This is a genomic window from Barnesiella propionica, from assembly GCF_025567045.1.
GTDB classification, from domain to species: domain Bacteria; phylum Bacteroidota; class Bacteroidia; order Bacteroidales; family Barnesiellaceae; genus Barnesiella_B; species Barnesiella_B propionica.
In genome coordinates, this window is record NZ_JAOQJK010000002.1 from 139,511 (window position 1) to 157,054 (window position 17,544).

Below are 17,544 nucleotides of genomic sequence, written 5' to 3' on the forward strand. Positions count from 1 at the left end.
GTGAAGGAATAACATTTCCAAAGAGATCAGGAATTCTCTGTCTTTTGATATATATAAGACAGGGGATTTTTGTATTATTTTTCATAGGCGGGTAGGAAGGGGTAATATGAAAAATATGTAATAGAAGCGGTTAAAAAGAATAGAATACATATATTTGTAAAATTGAGACTTGTTTTTGTTTAAAGTCTTTTTAAATGCAGAGATATGTTTTCACTTATACCATTTGCCTTAGCTCTGATGATGGGGTATCCTGTGTCAGATTCTCCGGAACCGGTAACAATACTTTTTGCGGGGGATGCTATGCAACATACCGCTCAGATTGAAAGCGCCGGAAAATCGGAGAGGTATGATTATAGGCATTGCTTCTCTCTTGTGGAAAATGAAATAAAGTCGGCAGATTTAGCTGTGGTAAATCTGGAAGTTCCGTTGGGAGGAAAACCTTATACGGGATATCCGGCTTTTAGTGCTCCCGATGAATATGCAGTAGCTTTAAAAAATGCGGGATTTGATATTTTCTTAACGGCAAATAATCATTGCTTGGACAGACGTTCTTCGAAGGGATTGCTTCGGACTATACAGGTTTTGGATTCTATAGGTGTAAGGCATGCTGGTACATACCGGGATCGGTCGGCACGGCATAGCTGTTATCCGTTGATGATAAAGAAGAAAGGAATCCGGTTTGCTTTTCTTAATTATACATACGGAACGAATGGAATTAAGGTCGTTCCGCCGGCTGTCGTGAATTATATAGACAGAAATACGATAAAAGAAGATATAAAAAGGGCGAGAAAACTCGATGCGGATATTATTGTGGCTTGCATGCATTGGGGGGAGGAGTATAAATTGCTACCAAACAGCGAACAGAAAGGATTGGCCGATATGCTGGTAGAAGAAGGGGTTCAATTGGTGATAGGCGGACATCCTCATGTTATACAACCTATGGAAATGAAATATGATGAATATGGGAATGCGAAGGCTCTGGTAGTATATTCTTTGGGAAATTTTATTTCTAATATGAAAACGCGTGATACGGTAGGAGGAGCTATGGTAAAAGTAACAGTTACAAAGGAAAAGCATAAAATCAAACTCAAATCCGCCGGGTATTCTTTGATATTTACGGTGCGTCCGGGACAAGGTTATACCGATAATTTTGTTATAGTGCCGGCTGATAAATCTTTGAATGATAAATTATTTCCGAATGTAGTGTCCCGGCAATTAGAGGATTTTGTGAGAAGCGCCCGGAATATTTTTTCAAAGTATAATAAAGGAGTAAGCGAATACAATTTCCCGAACTAATTTTAATAAAAATATTTTTGTAAAAATAGACTTCAGATATTGCAGGATTCAAAAAAATATCCTATCTTTGCATCGCATTTGAGAAATGGTGTTTGTAGCTCAGTTGGTTAGAGCATCGGATTGTGGTTCCGAGGGTCGTGGGTTCGAGTCCCATCTAGCACCCGTTGTAAAAAAGCCGGTTATTAACCGGCTTTTTTATTTATATTTTATCTATGATATAAGGATGATTACTGTTATTTGAGAGTTTAATGAGGAACAAATAAAGTTCTTCTGCCCGAACATAGAAGAGGAAAATATTGGCATATGGACTAAATAAACGACCGGAGAAACATATATGTTTCTCCGGTCGTTCTTACATGAAAAGATTCTTAAAATAATTTGGCAGGATAATCGCCTTTTTCTATGAGTGCATTGATTTTATCAACAACCGACTGCCGGTCTTGCGCATATGTAACTCCGAACCATTTGGACGGTGTATCCAGCACTTTTACGGTTGCCGTATTGTTTTGGATCAATTCATTTACCATTAGCGGAATGAAAAATTCGGCTTTGATATTATCGGCATTTTCTTGTAAAAATGTTGTGAAATAATTTTCGCTGTATTTGAAATAATCGGGAGTAAATCCCCACATGTTCATGGAAACAGGAGCATTTTCGGCTACTTCGGTCCATGTTTCGCCTTCCTTGAACATCACTTTTCCCTCATGACGTTCGATATGAGTGCGTTCTACGACAGAAGTAAGGTTTTCCTTGCTATCTGTTTCGCAAATTCCGCGTGCTACGCTGCCATTCTCCGAAAGAGTATTGCATATTCTGTAGCCTACCATACAATATTCGTTCTTTTTACCTTCCAGCTTTTTGAGATAGTCAGCCAGAATCGCGAAACTTTCACGGCCATAGAAGTCATCGGCATTAATTACAGCAAAAGGTTCTTTTATAACATCTTTTCCCATAAGTACTGCATGGTTGGTTCCCCATGGCTTTACACGTTCGGGATTTAAGTTATAACCTTCCGGCAAGTAATCGAGTTCCTGAAAAACGAGTTCGACAGGTATTATATTTTCGTATTTTTTTATTATTTTATCTCTAAAATCATTTTCGAAAGTATGACGTATGACAAATACTACTTTGCCGAAACCGCCACGCACGGCATCAAAAATAGAATAGTCCATAATGGTTTCACCGTTTGGACCCAGACCATCCAGCTGCTTTAAGCCTCCGTAGCGACTTCCCATTCCGGCAGCAAGTACAAATAAAGTAGGTTTCATGTTTTTCTTATTTTTTATAGTGGTTAATAAATGATTTTTGAATTATGACGACGCAAATGTAACGAATAAATTCATATATTGACATAGTGAATATTCTTCTTTTACATGGAAAATATTCTGATATTTACTTTTAACTTTTTATGGGTTAATTGTGTTAAATTGTAGAGTTGGGTTTAAAAAATAACTATTTCTCTTCCATTTTATTGAAAAATGTATTTTATTTGCATCATAGATAAATCATTTCTAATCCTAAAATCAAAAGCCTATAGACAAACATTACTCTTTAAAAACTAAATAACACACAAAGGTAATGGATGAACTTATGTTACGAACAGATGAAGAGCTGGTCGTACTTTATGCAAAAGGGAATAATGAGGCATTTGATATTCTTCTCAGACGTCATCAGAACAGAATCTTTTCCTATATTTATTATATAGTGAAAAATCGTGATTTGGCGGATGATATCTTTCAGGAAACATTCGTTAAAGCTATTATGACTATAAAACAAGGAAGATATACCGAGAATGGGAAATTCCCGGCTTGGATATCACGTATAGCACATAATCTTATTATTGATTATTATCGTCAGGAGAAAGCAGAAAATCATCAATTGAATGGTGATGAAAATACCGATATATTCAATAAGAAGGAATTAAGCGAAGGGACCATAGAAGATCATATGGTAAAGCGTCAGATAGATTCGGATATACGTAAACTGGTTAAAGCTTTGCCGGAAAATCAACGGGAGGTTTTAGTGTTACGTTATTATAAGAATATGAGTTTTAAAGAGATAGCAGATGCTACTCATGTGAGTATAAACACGGCGTTGGGGCGTATGCGTTATGCTATACTTAATATGCGAAAGATGGCCGAAGAAAATAATATCGTTTTAACTCTATAAAATAAAAAAATAGGATAGAATAAAATAATTCATAGGTATAGGCGTTATAAATATACAGTCCTAAAAAATAAACAGCCTATGAAGAAAAATTTTACTATTAAAGACATTCCAGCTCCTTGTATTCAAAAATCTCAGAGAATTACTCCCAAAGCATCGACATTGGATGCGATAATGCAATTTGCGCGGGTGTATTCTTATGAAATACAGATGCCGAAAGGATTAGGCGCTTTTGTCGCTAATTAAGAAATAAAAAGAGCTCTTATCGTAAGAGCTCTTTTTATTTCCTGATAAGTATATAAATCTTCTTCGATATTTGTTATATTTGTTCATCTAATAGATTTTGATATGAGTGATGTAATTGTTTCCCCGTCATTATTATCTGCCGATTTTGGCAGATTGAATGAAGAGATAGATCTGATAAATGAGAGTGATGCCGATTGGTTGCATATAGATGTAATGGACGGTGTTTTTGTTCCTAATATATCTTTTGGATTTCCGGTACTCGAGTTTGTAAAACGCCGTTCTGTTAAGCCCTTAGATGTACATTTAATGATAGTCGAACCTCAGAAGTTCATTACGGAAGTAAAAGAGTCGGGAGCTTATATTATGAATGTACATTATGAGGCATGTCTCCATTTGCATCGTACTATTCAGGAAATAAAGAAGGCTGGTATGAAAGCCGGGGTTACTTTAAATCCCCATACGCCGGTATGTATGCTCGAAGATATAATTCAGGAATTAGACCTGGTTCTTATCATGTCGGTAAATCCTGGTTTCGGCGGACAAAAGTTCATCGAGCATTCTGTAGAAAAAGTATCGAAATTACGTAATTTATTGGAGCGGAAAAATTCTCACGCTTATATCGAGGTTGACGGAGGAATTAATCTGGAAACAGGAAGGAGACTGGTAGATGCCGGTGCCGATGCACTAGTGGCCGGAAACTTTGTTTTCCGTTCTTCCGATCCTCTGGAAACTATATCGTCACTTAAGTCATTGTAAGAATAGATAGGAATGAATAAAAAACCACGGTAATTTAAATTACCGTGGTTTTTTGGTGGCTAATAAACGATAAGTTATATAAAACTTATTTTATTACGATTTTTACAACATCTGTTGCATTATCTCTGTTAATTTGTACAAAATATGTACCTGTGGAGAGAGAGGATGTAGGAAGTAAAATATTGCCTGCTTCTTGCATTCCGTATTTTTGTGATTTAACGAGCTGTCCTCCTATATTATATATGTTAACAGAAATATTGGTCCTTTCCGTATTTCTGAAATACATATTTTCTTCTCCCTGACGTGCGGGGTTCGGGAATACAATGAGATTGGATAATAATTCATTTTTTTCGACTGAACTAAAATTCTTATAAACAGCATTTATAGCAGGGATTTTTACCGTGTATTTTCCAACTTTGTTTCCTAAGTCCAAATAAAAGCGTATGCTTGATAATTTGATCGGATAGTTGATAAGATCGTTTTTGTCTGTCAATAAATCAGACATATTTACCCGGATTATAGTATCCTTGTTCAAAGACGGAGCGGCAATATCAATTGTTTTGCTGCCTCCTGAATTGGGCCGGAATTCTACCTGAATCTTCGTCATCAATAAATTGCCGGGATTCATATTTATTTCCATAGCTTCAGGGATACTGTATAATGCAATTGATTTTGCAATTTGTACATACGGACCCCGTGTTACGGCATATTCGATATTTAAATTGACTCCCTCTTCCGCCTGCTCCGGAGTTACAGCTATAGCACCGGTCTTTGTGATGGTCCAGGTATTCATATCCAGATTATCTACAGGCATTTTTGCACTGGTAGGGATCTCTACTGTTACGGGTAATACTCCCGTAAAATCTTCTAATGTTCCGGTTATATTTGCGGTTCCATTTACATGCCCTTTTAAAATACCCGCTTCCGATACAGTAGCTACGCTTTCGTTGTCACTGCTCCATGTCAGGCTAGAAGGGGCAATATCCATTTCTCCTTTATCCACCATGGATTTTACTTCAATAGGATATTCGATAAAACCATCATTAAGAACATTGCTGAGACGTAATTTTAATCCTTTTGATTCAAGGACGGTAACGGGTATTTTTGTGGTTGCACCATTGTATTCTGCATAGATAAAACCACTTCCCGGATCGCCGGCTATAAAAGTATTCCCTTCTATTCTTCCGATGGCTTCATCACATGTGAATTTTACGTTTTGTACATCGAGATCCACTAATACGCCTTGTTGGCTGTAACCGTATATTACCGGTATATATTGACCGTATTTCGGAAGGTCGATTTTCCAGTCTTTGCAATGGATTTCCTTGATTTCTTTGTCCATGGTTCCGGTATATACGGCAAACATGGCGCTACCTACGGCTCTTTCTTTTCCGTCGCTACAATGATTGCGTACTCCGAGAGCATTGGTATATAAAGTGCTGGAACCGCCGCCATCCCAGTTCATGGCCCAGGCCGCACCTGCATATCGCATTACATCGCCTAACATAGAGGTGGTTACACCTACCGATAAAGCGCGTCCGTCTATTACCATTAAAATAATTTTGGATTTGTCTGCACTGTATCCGGCAGCAGTACGGGGATGGCGTGCCGATGCGTCTCCACGGTCGCCTTCTGTATCAAGGGTTTCTCCGTTACCTACAATAATAGGATTACCTCCACTCATATTTATGAGATTGTGTATTTCACCGTCTACTGTCAGGTGATTTTCAATTTCTACTATATCACCGGCTTTTAAATCCTTGATGAATTCTTCGGCAGTTCCGTGTCCAGATAATACGAATCCGTTTTCGGGAATTTTCATATTACCGACTTTAGCGACAGGAGCGGCTGTGACTTTTACTTTGAATGTATTTCCTATTTTAAATTCACCTTCAGTTAATTCTACGGCTACTTCGGTACCGTATGCATTTGTGCCGGTATTGCCGTCTCCAATGATAGGTGTATATAATATTAAATTATTTTCGCCGCGTCCAACATTTATTCCTTCTAAATCATGTGTTTGCGTGCCGATTTTTGCCGTACCATTGAAAGCTGTAACTCCCAGCCAGGGAATTCCATCAGCATCCACACCCATTTGTTTATAGGATTTGCTTGTTTTGCAGGGAACGCCTTCTACCGTACTGGAACCGGTAGGTGTTCCTATAAAACCGGAAGTATAATAAAAGTCCCCGTTTACACCACAAAAATATAATTCGTTTTCTGTACTTTTGCGATTTGCCATAGTTGCAACAGTTTCATTGCCTGGTAACCGGTCTTTGGCTAATACAGCTTTCATTTTAATATTAGGGTTCGTACGATCGATTGTGAGATAGAAAACTCTAAGTTGGTTGGTCGCACTTCCGTTGGGGAATAAAGCCAGTGATGTCTGTGTCGTTCCAGGCCCTACTTTAGCATGGAAAGTAGTATCGACTTCATAATCAACACCCTTAATGTTGATAGACCCTACTGAATAAGATGACAAAACCAGGGTAAGAAATGCCATCAAAAAAGTAATTTTTAATTTCATAACAGTGTGTTTTTGTTAGTTACGATTGTTTGATAAAAGTATAATTTTGAATCGTATTATGAAAGAATTATTTATGGAAAAATTGTTCATAATTCTTATAAAAAGTAAAAATAATAGTGGATTTATTGTATAATTAATGATACTAAAATCAGAACTGTAAAAATATAGATACATGATATAACTTTTGTGATATATGAAATACAGGATTTTATTTGGACGGCAAAGGGTTGAAATTATAATTGACGGGAAAAAATTATATTTTTCTTGCACAAATATTTGTTTTTGTATTTTACGTATTGATTTATATTATTTCCGTATGATGGGAAGTTTGTAAGCGATTGTTTTTATATGGGAAATAATGAATAAGGTCTTTTGGAACCGGACAGATCGTTTGGTATTGAAGATGTCTCCGGTTAAGCTTTTTGTTATATGTAAGAAACTCCTGCAATATTTATATTACAGGAGTTCTAATTGCTTATTTAGTTTTTATTTCTGTGATCCCGACAGGATTCAAACCTGTAACCTTCTGATCCGTAGTCAGATGCTCTATTCAGTTAAGCTACGGGACCTTATTGTATTATTTTTTGATTGTATCATATGTGTGATCCCGACAGGATTCAAACCTGTAACCTTCTGATCCGTAGTCAGATGCTCTATTCAGTTAAGCTACGGGACCTTTTTTTGATACTATAAAAAATAAAGATAACTGTTCTCGCTTGAAACAGTGCTGTGACTCCGACAGGATTCAAACCTGTAACCTTCTGATCCGTAGTCAGATGCTCTATTCAGTTAAGCTACGGAGCCGATTGCGGATGCAAAGGTATGAATAAAATCGATTAAAACAATAATATTTTCCCCTTTTTTGGGATTTTGAATATATAAATAGTCAATCTAACAAAGTTTATGTTATACGAAACAAAGGAAATAAATTGAAATAAAATAAGTTCCGTTATCGTTATGTTTAGATTGATTACTCTAAAAATTTAGGGCTGAATATCAGTAAACCTATATTAACGCCAAAATTCCAGTTATTTTTTGGATAACTATATCGGTTTCCATATACGCTGATAGATGCGAAAGGTAAATTGTAAACAATGGAGACTTCGCCCATGAAACTTACCGTATTCATGAATTTACCATAATAGGCTTGATTCTCTGAATCCTCTTTAATTTTAAAGAAAGGAGAAAAAGCGTAGAATTCGGTACGTAGCTGAAGATTATCTATAATTTTCCAGATAGGTACTAACCCTCCCGCTAAATATTGAGTAGAACGGAATGCCGGATTGAACGAAGTTTTGCTATGAGGAGTAGGGGTAAATGCCGGAGCTTGTACTATAGTTGCCGTATAGTTGTCGTAAAAATCTTTACTCGATAGTACCAATTCTCCTCTAATGCCTAATGTGAAGTTTTTGGCAAGAGAAAAATATTTACTGCCGTAAGCAGTCATTTGCAACCAGGAATGATAAGTCTTATTGTTGTTCTTTTTTCCTTGTTCCAGATACCTTTCGGAGCCGTAAACAACTTCGCCCGTTATCGAAATTTCATTTCCCGTAGTAGGATACATGAAGTTGTCCAGATTATTTTTTTCAAATCTCATGGAGCCCATCCATAATAAATATTTGCTGCGGTCGCTCTTGTTCTGGGCGAAATCTATATTATTGCTTTGATAATAGTCGTCAAACAGATACCCGTATCCTAAAGAAACTTCGGCTTTAGCTTTTGTAAGAAAAGGAAGACCCAAACGTAACTTCAAGTATGATTCGTTTTTACTGATAAAAGTAGGTAATTTGTCGGAATAGAATAATTTATCGCTTTCGTAAAATTTATGTTTGGATAATACTCCCATGAATTTTAGAAACATAGGTATAGAAGACGGAAGGTCTATACGTGCAGTAAGCATACCTGAGTTGTAAGATTGTCCTATCTGTCCTGTCAGATCCAGGTCGAGGGAGTTCAGACTTACTGTACGGTAATGTGCTCCCAGACATATTTGATTAGAGCTGTTTGACGCAATAAATCCCCCTATTCCCAATGCCAGACGGTCTTTTACTTTTGCCTGTAGATTGAGGTCGAACATTCCTGTTTCGGGATTATATATGGCGTGCGGGATCAGGTCTGAGATTTTGCCGTCGGATATAATCTTATAATAAGCCTCTTTAGCTTCTGCCTCACTCAATACACCGCTTTTGTTGTCGGTAAACTGTTTTTTTATATAAGCTGTTTGTGCGTGGTTAGCTCCTTCGATATTGACACGGTCGAACTCCAGTTTAGGAGTTTTGCTCTTAAAGACTTTACGTTGTAAATTTTTTCTTTCCAGAGGTATCTCTCGGGGAATACGTCCTTTAATAGAGTCTATCATGCTGATGGCTTTGTCATAACCTATCTGGTATATTTCTTTTGCGTTCGGGAAATCGAGCAATTCTACTCCTTTTAGATCAAATTTTAACAAGATGCCATCTTTAGGATCCACGGTGTAATCGCTTTTTTGCATCACCATGTTTTCTATCTGCGTCATCAGGTTGTCCTCTTTAGGTTTTGTTACTTCTGTTGCTACGACACTACCGATAATCACATCAGGATTGAAATCCTCTTTCATAACATCTACCGGGAAGTTGTTATAAATGCCCCCGTTATATACCAGGACACTGTCGATCTCTATAGGTTTGAAAACGAAAGGGAAACTCATAGAAGCCCTTACCGCATCTCCCAGATCTCCGTTTCTTAATATCACTGCCCGTTTATGGTAAACATCCGAAGCTACCGCACGAAAAGGAACAAATAATTGATTGAAATCGTTATTAGCCTGGGCAGAATAAGGCGCGAAAATACGCATGAAAGCGAAATTCATAGGTAATGGATTGATAAGGCTTCTGGGAAGGAAGTGTGGTGTGATTTTGGATGAGTCTTGTATTCCCAGATTGAATGTTACGAATTCGGGAGTAGGCTCGGGTTTCTTGAAATAATATATATAGTCGTCTTCAAGTATGCCCCGGGACCATGAATTAAAATCATCCGATAATATTAGCTGGATCATTTCTTCCGGTGTATATCCCATTGCATATAGCGCACCTACAATAGCGCCCATAGACGTTCCTGCCACATAGTCGATAGGGACATTATTTTCTTCCAGTGCCTGTATGAGACCGATGTGTGCGATGCCTCTAGCGCCTCCGCCGCTCATGACGAGACCTACGGATTGGGATTTTATTCCGGTACAAAACAGAATGACTGCCAGAAATACCATAATGATTTTTTTCATACGATCCTTTAGTTATATTGTTTTTTCTATGGGGGACGGTATTACATCAGGGTAGAGTCGTCTGCGATGAACGAATCTTTGAATCCCAGAAAATAAAGTACACCATCCAGTCCTATAGTGGAGATGGACTGATCTGCATTAGCTTTTACTTTGGGTTTGGCATGATAAGCAATACCTAATCCGGCCGCACTCAGCATAGGCAGGTCGTTAGCTCCGTCTCCAACAGCAATCGTTTGAGCTATATTCACATTTTCCACCTGGGAAATAAGTCTTAGTAATTCAGCTTTACGTTTGCCATCTACGATATCTCCGACATGGCGTCCGGTCAATTTATTATTTTCAATTTCCAGTTCATTAGCATAGACATAGTCTATACCATATTTCTGCTTCAGATAATTTCCGAAGTAGGTAAATCCTCCGGACAAGATCGCTATTTTATAACCGGCTCGTTTTAAAACTTGCATGAGACGATTAACACCTTCTGTAATGGGTAGATTTTCCGCAATTTCGCGCATAACGGAGACGTCCAATCCTTTTAAAAGGCTTACTCTGCGTCTGAAACTTTCCGAAAAATCAATTTCTCCTCTCATGGCGGATTCCGTGATCGCTTTCACTTTTTCGCCTACACCTGCTTTCATTGCCAGTTCGTCGATGACTTCCGTTTCTATAAGGGTAGAGTCCATATCGAAACAGATTAATCTCCGGCAACGCCGGTACATACTGTCTTCTTGTAAAGAAATATCCATTTCCAGTTCTGAAGATAGTTTCATAAAATCCGATTGCATTGTATTCCTGTCTTTCGGAGTACCGCGAACCGACAGTTCTATACATGACTTGGGAGGGCGGATGTTCTCATCCAAGGGAATACGGCCGGTAAGACGTTGTATAGCGTCTATATTCAGTCCCTGGCTGGCTACGATGCGCGTAACCTCACTTATTTGACGGGCGGTAATGCAACGGCCCAGTATGGTGATAATATATCTGTTTTTTCCCTGTAGGCTCACCCAACTTTCATATTCCTTTTCACTGATAGGATTAAACCGTATGTTAATTCCCAGTTCATATGCCTTAAAAAGCAGGTCTTTAAGAATTTCCCCTGATTTGGTCTCGTCTGTTTTGAACAATATACCTAAAGATAAAGTGTGATGTATATCTGCTTGTCCTATATCCAGAATAAAGGCATCGTACCGTGCCAATACTTCGGTGAGTGCTGTTGTTACTCCGGGCTTATCTTCACCGGATATGTTGATAAGGATAATTTCAGTCTTAGGGTTCATTTCTTGAAAATGTTATTAACTAACGTGCAAAATTAATAAAAAAGGGAAGAAATAGATATTTAAACGTCTAAATAATCATTTGTATTCACAAAGTGTTGTTGTTTTTACTTATTTCGTAAATTGTTTATTATTAGATGTTTGACTTTTATTAGTGCTAAAAAAACAAGTGAAAATTTGCTTATGTGGTTGTAAATGTGCAACTTTGCGCAGTTTTGTAGCATTATGGGGCAAAGAGAGCTTTGTAGACATAATTGCTTACCGCTGAAAATCAGTGGGGTTTGTCGTTTCGGTGTGATGCCTAACCGGCAGATTTAGTGTAAACTATAAAACTTCGATATGAAGAAAACAAAGTCAATCATTGTTGTACTGTTGTTGTTTTTATCTTTATCGTCGGCCTTTAACCCTCAGGATACAGGACTTAAACCAGGCAAGTTCGCTCCTGTATTTGAGATTAAAGATTCATCACAGACTTTTAGTCTGAGTTCTTTGAAAGGACAATATGTCGTGTTGAATTTTTGGGCTAGTTATGATGCCCAGTCACGTATTGCCAATATTCGTCTTCGCAATGCTGTGGATAAGATGGTAAATAAAAACGTTTGTCTGGTTTCTGTTTCTTACGATACAAATAGGAGCGTATATGAGGAAACTCTGAAACTTGATAAATTTAACACTGGTAGACAATTCTATGACGAGGCTGGTAGTACTTCGAAAGTTTTTGGAGATTATCGCCTTAAAAAAGGATTTACAAGTTATTTAATTGACCCCGAGGGAAAGATAATAGCGAGTAGCCTTAGTCCGGAAAAATTGACAGAACTGATTAGTCAATAACCTTAATAAAGCCTGTTTCTTATAAAGATACAGGCTTTTTCTTTTTATCGTATAAAGAAATATCGTGGAAGCCGGAATAAAAGATTAGAAGAAAAGAAAGGCGGAAGGAATAAGATTCTTATTAAATAAAATTTATTGATTAACCGAATTTACTGATTTTTTTTAATTTCTCTTCATCCAGAATTTTAATTTTTCGTCCGTCTACAATAATGATTTTTTCATTGACAAAGCAAGATAAAGTACGTATTGCATTGGAAGTAGTCATGTTTGAAAGATTGGCAAGATCTTCCCGAGCCATATATATGTTCAGTGTCGAACCGTCTTGTTCCAGCCCGTAGTTTTCTTTCAGGAAAATGAGAGACTCGGCGAGCCTTCCGCGTATATGTTTCTGTGTAAGATTCACAGTACGGGCGTCCGAGATTCCCAGATTGGTCGCTAATTCTTTAATAAAGAAAAGTGCGAATTGATTGTTACGTTTCAGTTGTTCTTCAACAATGGACATGGGTAAAGTTCCGATCGTAGAAGTTTCGAAAGCCGATGCCGCAGTAACGTAATTTTCATTGGCAAAATGAGCCCGGTATCCGAAATATTGAACAGGGCGGATAAGCCTGATAATCTGACTGCGTCCTCCTACGCCGTCTTTGTATATTTTTACTTTTCCTTTAAGCAAACACATGAGCAGCTTAGGTTCTTCCCCTTCACTGTAGATCACTTCATTCTTTTTAAAGGTATGAATGCGAAAATTGTCGGTAATAATACGTTTATCTTCGTTCGTTAAAACCGACCACATTTCTGACATTTCTTCTTTAAGAATCGATTCTAATGTGCTTTTTTTTACCATTTTTTGTTGTATAACACTGTTTTACAGCACAAAATTAGAGAAAAAAATGGTTCTTGTTACATTTTGTGAACAAAAAAAGCATAGAAGTTTCTGTTTTTTAGAAAAGTTAATGGTTGCTTGATAAATATTAGGAAGATCGGCTGGCAAAATGCTGGAATATGAGAATCCCCCATATTTGAAGTTTCCGGCATATGGGGGATTTCTATAATGAGATTATAAATTTTGATTTGTTAAATAGCGTTCCGCATCGATAGCCGCTTTACAACCCGAAGCAGCAGCCGTGATGGCTTGCCGGTAAATGGGATCGGCTACGTCTCCCGCGGCAAAAACACCGGGAATATTTGTTTCTGTGGTATGAGGATTTGTGATGATATATCCGTTATCATCAAGTTTCAAAAAGTCTTTGAAAATATCCGTGTTAGGTTTATGGCCTATTGCCAGGAAGAAACCGTCGATAGGCAGGTTAAAACGTTCTTCGTGGCTACTCCCCAGTCCTTTTACCAGATGGACACCTTCTACTCCGTTACTTCCGAATAAACCTTCCGCCTGTGTTTCAAAAAGAATTTCTATATTATGGTTTTCTTTGACACGTTTTTGCATAATTTCCGATGCGCGCAAATAGTTTTTGCGTACGATCAAATAAACTTTACTGGCCAAATGGGAAAGATAAATAGCTTCTTCGCATGCCGTATCACCTCCGCCAACGACTGCAACTACTTTTTTCCGGTAGAAAAAACCGTCGCAGGTAGCACAGGCCGAAACTCCCATGCCGGCATATTTATCTTCGTCCGGTAACCCTAAATACTTGGCAGAAGCACCTGTAGATATGATAACCGTATCTGCTTCAATTATCTTCTCTCCTTCTATGGTAATACGATAAGGTTTTTTTGAGAAATCAGCAGCAGTCGCGATTCCTCGACGTATATCTGTACCAAAGCGGGAAGCCTGTTTTTTCAAATCTTCCATCATGTCGAATCCAGATATACCATCCGGATAACCTGGGAAGTTTTCTATATCTGTCGTTGTTGTAAGTTGACCTCCGGGTTGTAAACCTTCATAAAGGACAGGGGCCAGGTTTGCACGGGAGGCATATATAGCTGCTGTATATCCGGCAGGCCCGGAACCAATGATCAGACAGCGGACTCTTTCATTTTGTTCCATGATTTCTCTCTTTTGTGTTGTTATTATCTTAGGTCTATCAGTTCTGCATCGGGATAGTTTTTCTTATCGAAAACAAATGTACGGTCAGGATAGTTCAAGCCACTTTTGTATTTTGAAATTTCTATCTGCGTCACTTTATTGTTTTTGTCATAAATTGTTACAGACAATGGATATAATAATTGGGAATCTATTATCAATACTATTTTTTTAAAGTCACTCTGTTTGTTCTTAGGGATTAATGTAACGGTTTGTTTTCCGTTTTTGGGTGTTCCCGTTTTTTCGGTAAATCCTTTTTTATATCCGTTTATAATAGCGTAAGGATTTATATTTTGTAATTCTGACAAGCTGGGAGTGCTCAAATTTACTTCTCGCGTAGAAAACATATAGGACCACATCTCTTTTCCGTTATACCACGAGATTATTTCAGGGGTGTTCAGGACGAATTTTTCGCCAGCCATTTTTATGTCTCCGACGATCTTTCCCTGGGTTCCTTCCTGCATGATTGTAAAAACAGCCGAAATACCTTTGGATGATTCGTATTTCGATTTTACTTTATCTAATAGCGAATTTTGAGCATGTGATAAAGGTAATATCAGCAAAATCAATAAAAAAGATATATATGCTCGTCTCATTTTTTTAAATATTAAGAAAGTTTATTTTCCAGTTGCATGATGTCCATTACCAGCACCTGTCTGGGTTTACCACCTTCACTCGGTCCCACGATACCCGCTGCTTCCAATTGGTCCATGAGCCTGCCTGCCCGGTTGTATCCTATGGAATAACGTCGTTGCAGGGAAGATGTAGAGGCTTGTTGTGAAACGACTATCATGCGTGCCGCTTCGTCGAACAAGGGGTCTCTCTCTCTCGTTTCGGAAAAATCTATAGCACCGCCTTCGCTGTCACCCCCTGTATATTCAGGGAGCATGAAGGCGGTAGGATAACCTTGTTGCTGGCTTATATATTCACAAAGCCTTTCTACTTCCGGTGTATCTATAAACGCACATTGTACCCTTTCCAGTTCACTGCCTTTGAATATAAGCATATCTCCCCGCCCGATGAGTTGGTTGGCTCCGGGACAATCCAGAATAGTGCGGGAATCTATCATGGACATGACACGGAATGCGATACGGGTCGGGAAGTTTGCTTTAATAATACCGGTAATCACATTAGTCGAAGGTCTTTGTGTCGCTATAATCATATGTATACCTACGGCACGCGCCAGTTGTGCTATACGTATGATAGGTGCTTCCACCTCTTTTCCGGCTGTCATGATGAGGTCGCTGAACTCATCGATAATGACTACTATATACGGCATATAATGATGACCGTTGTTCGGATTAAGTCCCCGGTTAATAAATTTCGTGTTATATTCTTTGATAGTACGTACACGCGCCTTTTTTAGCAGGTCATAGCGGTCGTCCATCTCTTTGGTAATAGAACTGAGCGTTTGTACCACTTTGGTGACATCTGTTATAATAGCATCTTCGGTATCAGGCAATTTTGCCAGAAAATGCCGTTCAATAGCAGAATACAGGCTAAATTCCACTTTCTTGGGATCTACCAATACAAATTTGAGTTGGGACGGATGCTTTTTGTACAGCAAAGACGATATGATGGCATTCAGTCCTACCGATTTTCCCTGGCCTGTAGCACCTGCCACCAGTACGTGTGGCATCTTGCACAGATCTGCCACATATACGTCGTTCGTGATGGTTTTTCCCAACGCAATAGGTAGCTCATAGTTACATTCCTGGAATTTTCTGGATGCTATGATAGAATACATGGAAACCGTTTGCGGTACATTGTTCGGAACTTCTATACCGATGGTGCCTTTACCGGGGATAGGAGCGATGATACGTATTCCGAGTGCAGACAGGCTCATGGCTATATCGTCTTCCAGGTTCTTTATTTTTGCAATCCTTATACCGGCTTCCGGAACGATTTCGTATAATGTGATGGTGGGGCCTACGGTCGCTTTTATCGAAACGATATGTATTCCGTAGTTTTCCAAAGTTTCCGTAATGCGTTTTTTATTGGCGATCAGTTCTTCTTGATTAATCTCCGATGACGATTCGTATTTATTCAACAGATCAAATCCCGGCGCCTTATAGTGGGATAGATCGCGCGTAGGATCGTAGTTTTCCAAAGGTGCGTTATTGTCGGTCAGTTCCTCGGTTCCTTGCGCGATAGTAAATCCGTTTTCTCCGGCTATAGTCAGTTCTTTTAAAGGTGGTGCAGGTATATCATTACCATCTGTTTCCCCAGTAGATACTTCGAATGGTATTTCATCTTCTGTATCGTCCGAATACGGTGCTTCTTCATCGTCGAAAGTGAGTTCCGGCGATGGAGTATGGGCGGCATATTCTTTAATTTCTTTTTTGGTAACGTTATTCTTTTGCTCTGCTTGAGCGATATTTTTTTCAGGAACCGGATCGGTTACAGGCTCATTTAAGATAGGCTTTATGGTTTTCTTTGAAGAAATTTTCAAGGTAAATATACGGCGAATAATATCAATCGTTTTTTTGCTGATAATTATAAGAAAAAAGAGAGTCAGCGCCATGATCAGGAGAGGTGTTCCTACTTCTCCTATGTTGTGCTCCAGAAACAGAGTTGCATAATACCCATGATATCCTCCCAGAAATAAGAAGCTGTCGTTATAATTGTCTATAAAGAAATAGCCGAAGAACAGAGAAGATATGATGATAGTCAGGCTGCAATATAAGGTAAGTTTAGGCAGGTTGCAGCGATTTACCTGCATGAGTTTAAGCCCTATGACTGCCAGCCATAAACTTACGACAAAAGAAGATATCCCTATCCATCGGTTAATGAACAGGTCGGACAGATAGGCTCCGAAAGCTCCTCCCCAATTAAGTATTTCATTTTCGATACGGCTGAGTTCTACTACAGGTAAATTTTCTATTTTACTTTGATCTACAGTTCCTGTATAGAAAAAAGAAAGAAAAGAAATAAATGTATATGCAGCGAATAGTACGAAAAAAATGCCTGTTATAAAGTGTATGCGTTCGTTTCGTAAAAAAGCTCGTATGCTGCTAAAAAATCCTGTTTGGGGTGTATCTTTGGGATTTGCATCCTTTTTTGCTGCCATGATATTCAAGTAAAGAGTTGATTCGCTTACAAAAATAATAAAAAAGTTTGGTGAGAACAGAAACAATCATGAGCATTCTTT

Annotated in this window: 13 protein-coding genes and 4 tRNA genes; 6 read left to right on the top strand and 11 right to left on the bottom strand. The window is 38.3% G+C overall.

The annotated features are described in order from the left end of the window. Positions 1-204 precede the first annotated feature (204 nt). Positions 205-1,296: a CapA family protein gene (locus OCV73_RS03055; RefSeq protein WP_147548925.1), complete on the top strand. Its 1,092-nt coding sequence runs from the start codon at positions 205-207 to the stop codon at positions 1,294-1,296. An 87-nt stretch (positions 1,297-1,383) separates the two neighbouring features. Next, positions 1,384-1,459: transfer RNA gene (locus OCV73_RS03060), tRNA-His, on the top strand. Positions 1,460-1,664: 205 nt separating this feature from the next. Here OCV73_RS03060 and OCV73_RS03065 read toward each other — a convergent pair. Next, entirely contained in the window at positions 1,665-2,564 is a 900-nt protein-coding gene (locus tag OCV73_RS03065) for a glycosyltransferase family protein (RefSeq protein ID WP_147548927.1), read from the bottom strand. Between the two features lie 310 nt (positions 2,565-2,874). Between OCV73_RS03065 and OCV73_RS03070 the strand changes: the two genes are divergently transcribed. The 3 genes from OCV73_RS03070 (at position 2,875) to rpe (ending at position 4,464) form a co-directional block, all read left to right on the top strand. Then, the gene (locus OCV73_RS03070; RefSeq protein WP_147548929.1) at positions 2,875-3,465 is read left to right on the top strand and encodes an RNA polymerase sigma factor; all 591 of its coding nucleotides are present in this window, start codon (positions 2,875-2,877) and stop codon (positions 3,463-3,465) included. 78 nt (positions 3,466-3,543) lie between these two features. Beyond that, a complete protein-coding gene (locus tag OCV73_RS03075; RefSeq protein ID WP_167551197.1) occupies positions 3,544-3,708 on the top strand; it encodes a hypothetical protein in 165 nt (54 codons plus the stop codon). Between the two features lie 102 nt (positions 3,709-3,810). Further along, complete coding sequence (gene rpe / locus OCV73_RS03080) at positions 3,811-4,464, top strand: ribulose-phosphate 3-epimerase (protein WP_147548931.1); 654 nt, start codon at positions 3,811-3,813, stop codon at positions 4,462-4,464. Positions 4,465-4,549: 85 nt separating this feature from the next. On the opposite strand, the gene OCV73_RS03085 is transcribed toward rpe, so the two are convergent. From OCV73_RS03085 to serB, 6 genes are all read right to left on the bottom strand, one after another. Further along, entirely contained in the window at positions 4,550-6,991 is a 2,442-nt protein-coding gene (locus OCV73_RS03085) for a phosphodiester glycosidase family protein (protein ID WP_147548933.1), read from the bottom strand. Between the two features lie 495 nt (positions 6,992-7,486). Further along, a tRNA-Arg gene (locus OCV73_RS03090) sits at positions 7,487-7,560 on the bottom strand. 33 nt (positions 7,561-7,593) lie between these two features. Continuing rightward, positions 7,594-7,667: transfer RNA gene (locus OCV73_RS03095), tRNA-Arg, on the bottom strand. A gap of 54 nt (positions 7,668-7,721) precedes the next feature. Then, positions 7,722-7,795: transfer RNA gene (locus OCV73_RS03100), tRNA-Arg, on the bottom strand. A 166-nt stretch (positions 7,796-7,961) separates the two neighbouring features. Continuing rightward, positions 7,962-10,250: a patatin-like phospholipase family protein gene (locus OCV73_RS03105; protein ID WP_147548935.1), complete on the bottom strand. Its 2,289-nt coding sequence runs from the start codon at positions 10,248-10,250 to the stop codon at positions 7,962-7,964. Between the two features lie 41 nt (positions 10,251-10,291). Further along, positions 10,292-11,527 (bottom strand): phosphoserine phosphatase SerB, encoded by a 1,236-nt coding sequence (gene serB / locus OCV73_RS03110; RefSeq protein WP_147548937.1) that lies wholly within the window; start codon positions 11,525-11,527, stop codon positions 10,292-10,294. 336 nt (positions 11,528-11,863) lie between these two features. On the opposite strand from serB, the gene OCV73_RS03115 reads away from it, so the two are divergent. Continuing rightward, positions 11,864-12,355 carry a peroxiredoxin family protein gene (locus tag OCV73_RS03115; protein WP_147548939.1) on the top strand — a complete coding sequence of 164 codons (492 nt, stop codon included), beginning with the start codon at positions 11,864-11,866 and terminating at the stop codon, positions 12,353-12,355. Positions 12,356-12,494: 139 nt separating this feature from the next. On the opposite strand, the gene OCV73_RS03120 is transcribed toward OCV73_RS03115, so the two are convergent. The 4 genes from OCV73_RS03120 to OCV73_RS03135 form a co-directional block, all read right to left on the bottom strand. Further along, complete coding sequence (locus OCV73_RS03120; protein ID WP_147548941.1) at positions 12,495-13,196, bottom strand: Crp/Fnr family transcriptional regulator; 702 nt, start codon at positions 13,194-13,196, stop codon at positions 12,495-12,497. Between the two features lie 213 nt (positions 13,197-13,409). Next, complete coding sequence (gene trxB / locus OCV73_RS03125) at positions 13,410-14,357, bottom strand: thioredoxin-disulfide reductase (protein WP_147548943.1); 948 nt, start codon at positions 14,355-14,357, stop codon at positions 13,410-13,412. Positions 14,358-14,380: 23 nt separating this feature from the next. Further along, entirely contained in the window at positions 14,381-14,989 is a 609-nt protein-coding gene (locus tag OCV73_RS03130; protein ID WP_147548945.1) for a LolA family protein, read from the bottom strand. Between the two features lie 11 nt (positions 14,990-15,000). Next, entirely contained in the window at positions 15,001-17,463 is a 2,463-nt protein-coding gene (locus OCV73_RS03135) for an FtsK/SpoIIIE family DNA translocase (RefSeq protein ID WP_147548947.1), read from the bottom strand. Positions 17,464-17,544 lie beyond the last annotated feature (81 nt).

Bases quoted from the DNA above. Each gene is read 5' to 3' on its own strand.
- rpe (WP_147548931.1), top strand. From the start codon at position 3,811: ATGAGTGATGTAATTGTTTCCCCGTCATTATTATCTGCCGATTTTGGC.
- OCV73_RS03105 (WP_147548935.1), bottom strand. From the start codon at position 10,250: ATGAAAAAAATCATTATGGTATTTCTGGCAGTCATTCTGTTTTGTACC.
- serB (WP_147548937.1), bottom strand. From the start codon at position 11,527: ATGAACCCTAAGACTGAAATTATCCTTATCAACATATCCGGTGAAGAT.
- OCV73_RS03070 (WP_147548929.1), top strand. From the start codon at position 2,875: ATGGATGAACTTATGTTACGAACAGATGAAGAGCTGGTCGTACTTTAT.
- OCV73_RS03075 (WP_167551197.1), top strand. From the start codon at position 3,544: ATGAAGAAAAATTTTACTATTAAAGACATTCCAGCTCCTTGTATTCAA.
- OCV73_RS03055 (WP_147548925.1), top strand. From the start codon at position 205: ATGTTTTCACTTATACCATTTGCCTTAGCTCTGATGATGGGGTATCCT.
- trxB (WP_147548943.1), bottom strand. From the start codon at position 14,357: ATGGAACAAAATGAAAGAGTCCGCTGTCTGATCATTGGTTCCGGGCCT.
- OCV73_RS03115 (WP_147548939.1), top strand. From the start codon at position 11,864: ATGAAGAAAACAAAGTCAATCATTGTTGTACTGTTGTTGTTTTTATCT.
- OCV73_RS03085 (WP_147548933.1), bottom strand. From the start codon at position 6,991: ATGAAATTAAAAATTACTTTTTTGATGGCATTTCTTACCCTGGTTTTG.
- OCV73_RS03120 (WP_147548941.1), bottom strand. From the start codon at position 13,196: ATGGTAAAAAAAAGCACATTAGAATCGATTCTTAAAGAAGAAATGTCA.
- OCV73_RS03065 (WP_147548927.1), bottom strand. From the start codon at position 2,564: ATGAAACCTACTTTATTTGTACTTGCTGCCGGAATGGGAAGTCGCTAC.
- OCV73_RS03130 (WP_147548945.1), bottom strand. From the start codon at position 14,989: ATGAGACGAGCATATATATCTTTTTTATTGATTTTGCTGATATTACCT.
- OCV73_RS03135 (WP_147548947.1), bottom strand. From the start codon at position 17,463: ATGGCAGCAAAAAAGGATGCAAATCCCAAAGATACACCCCAAACAGGA.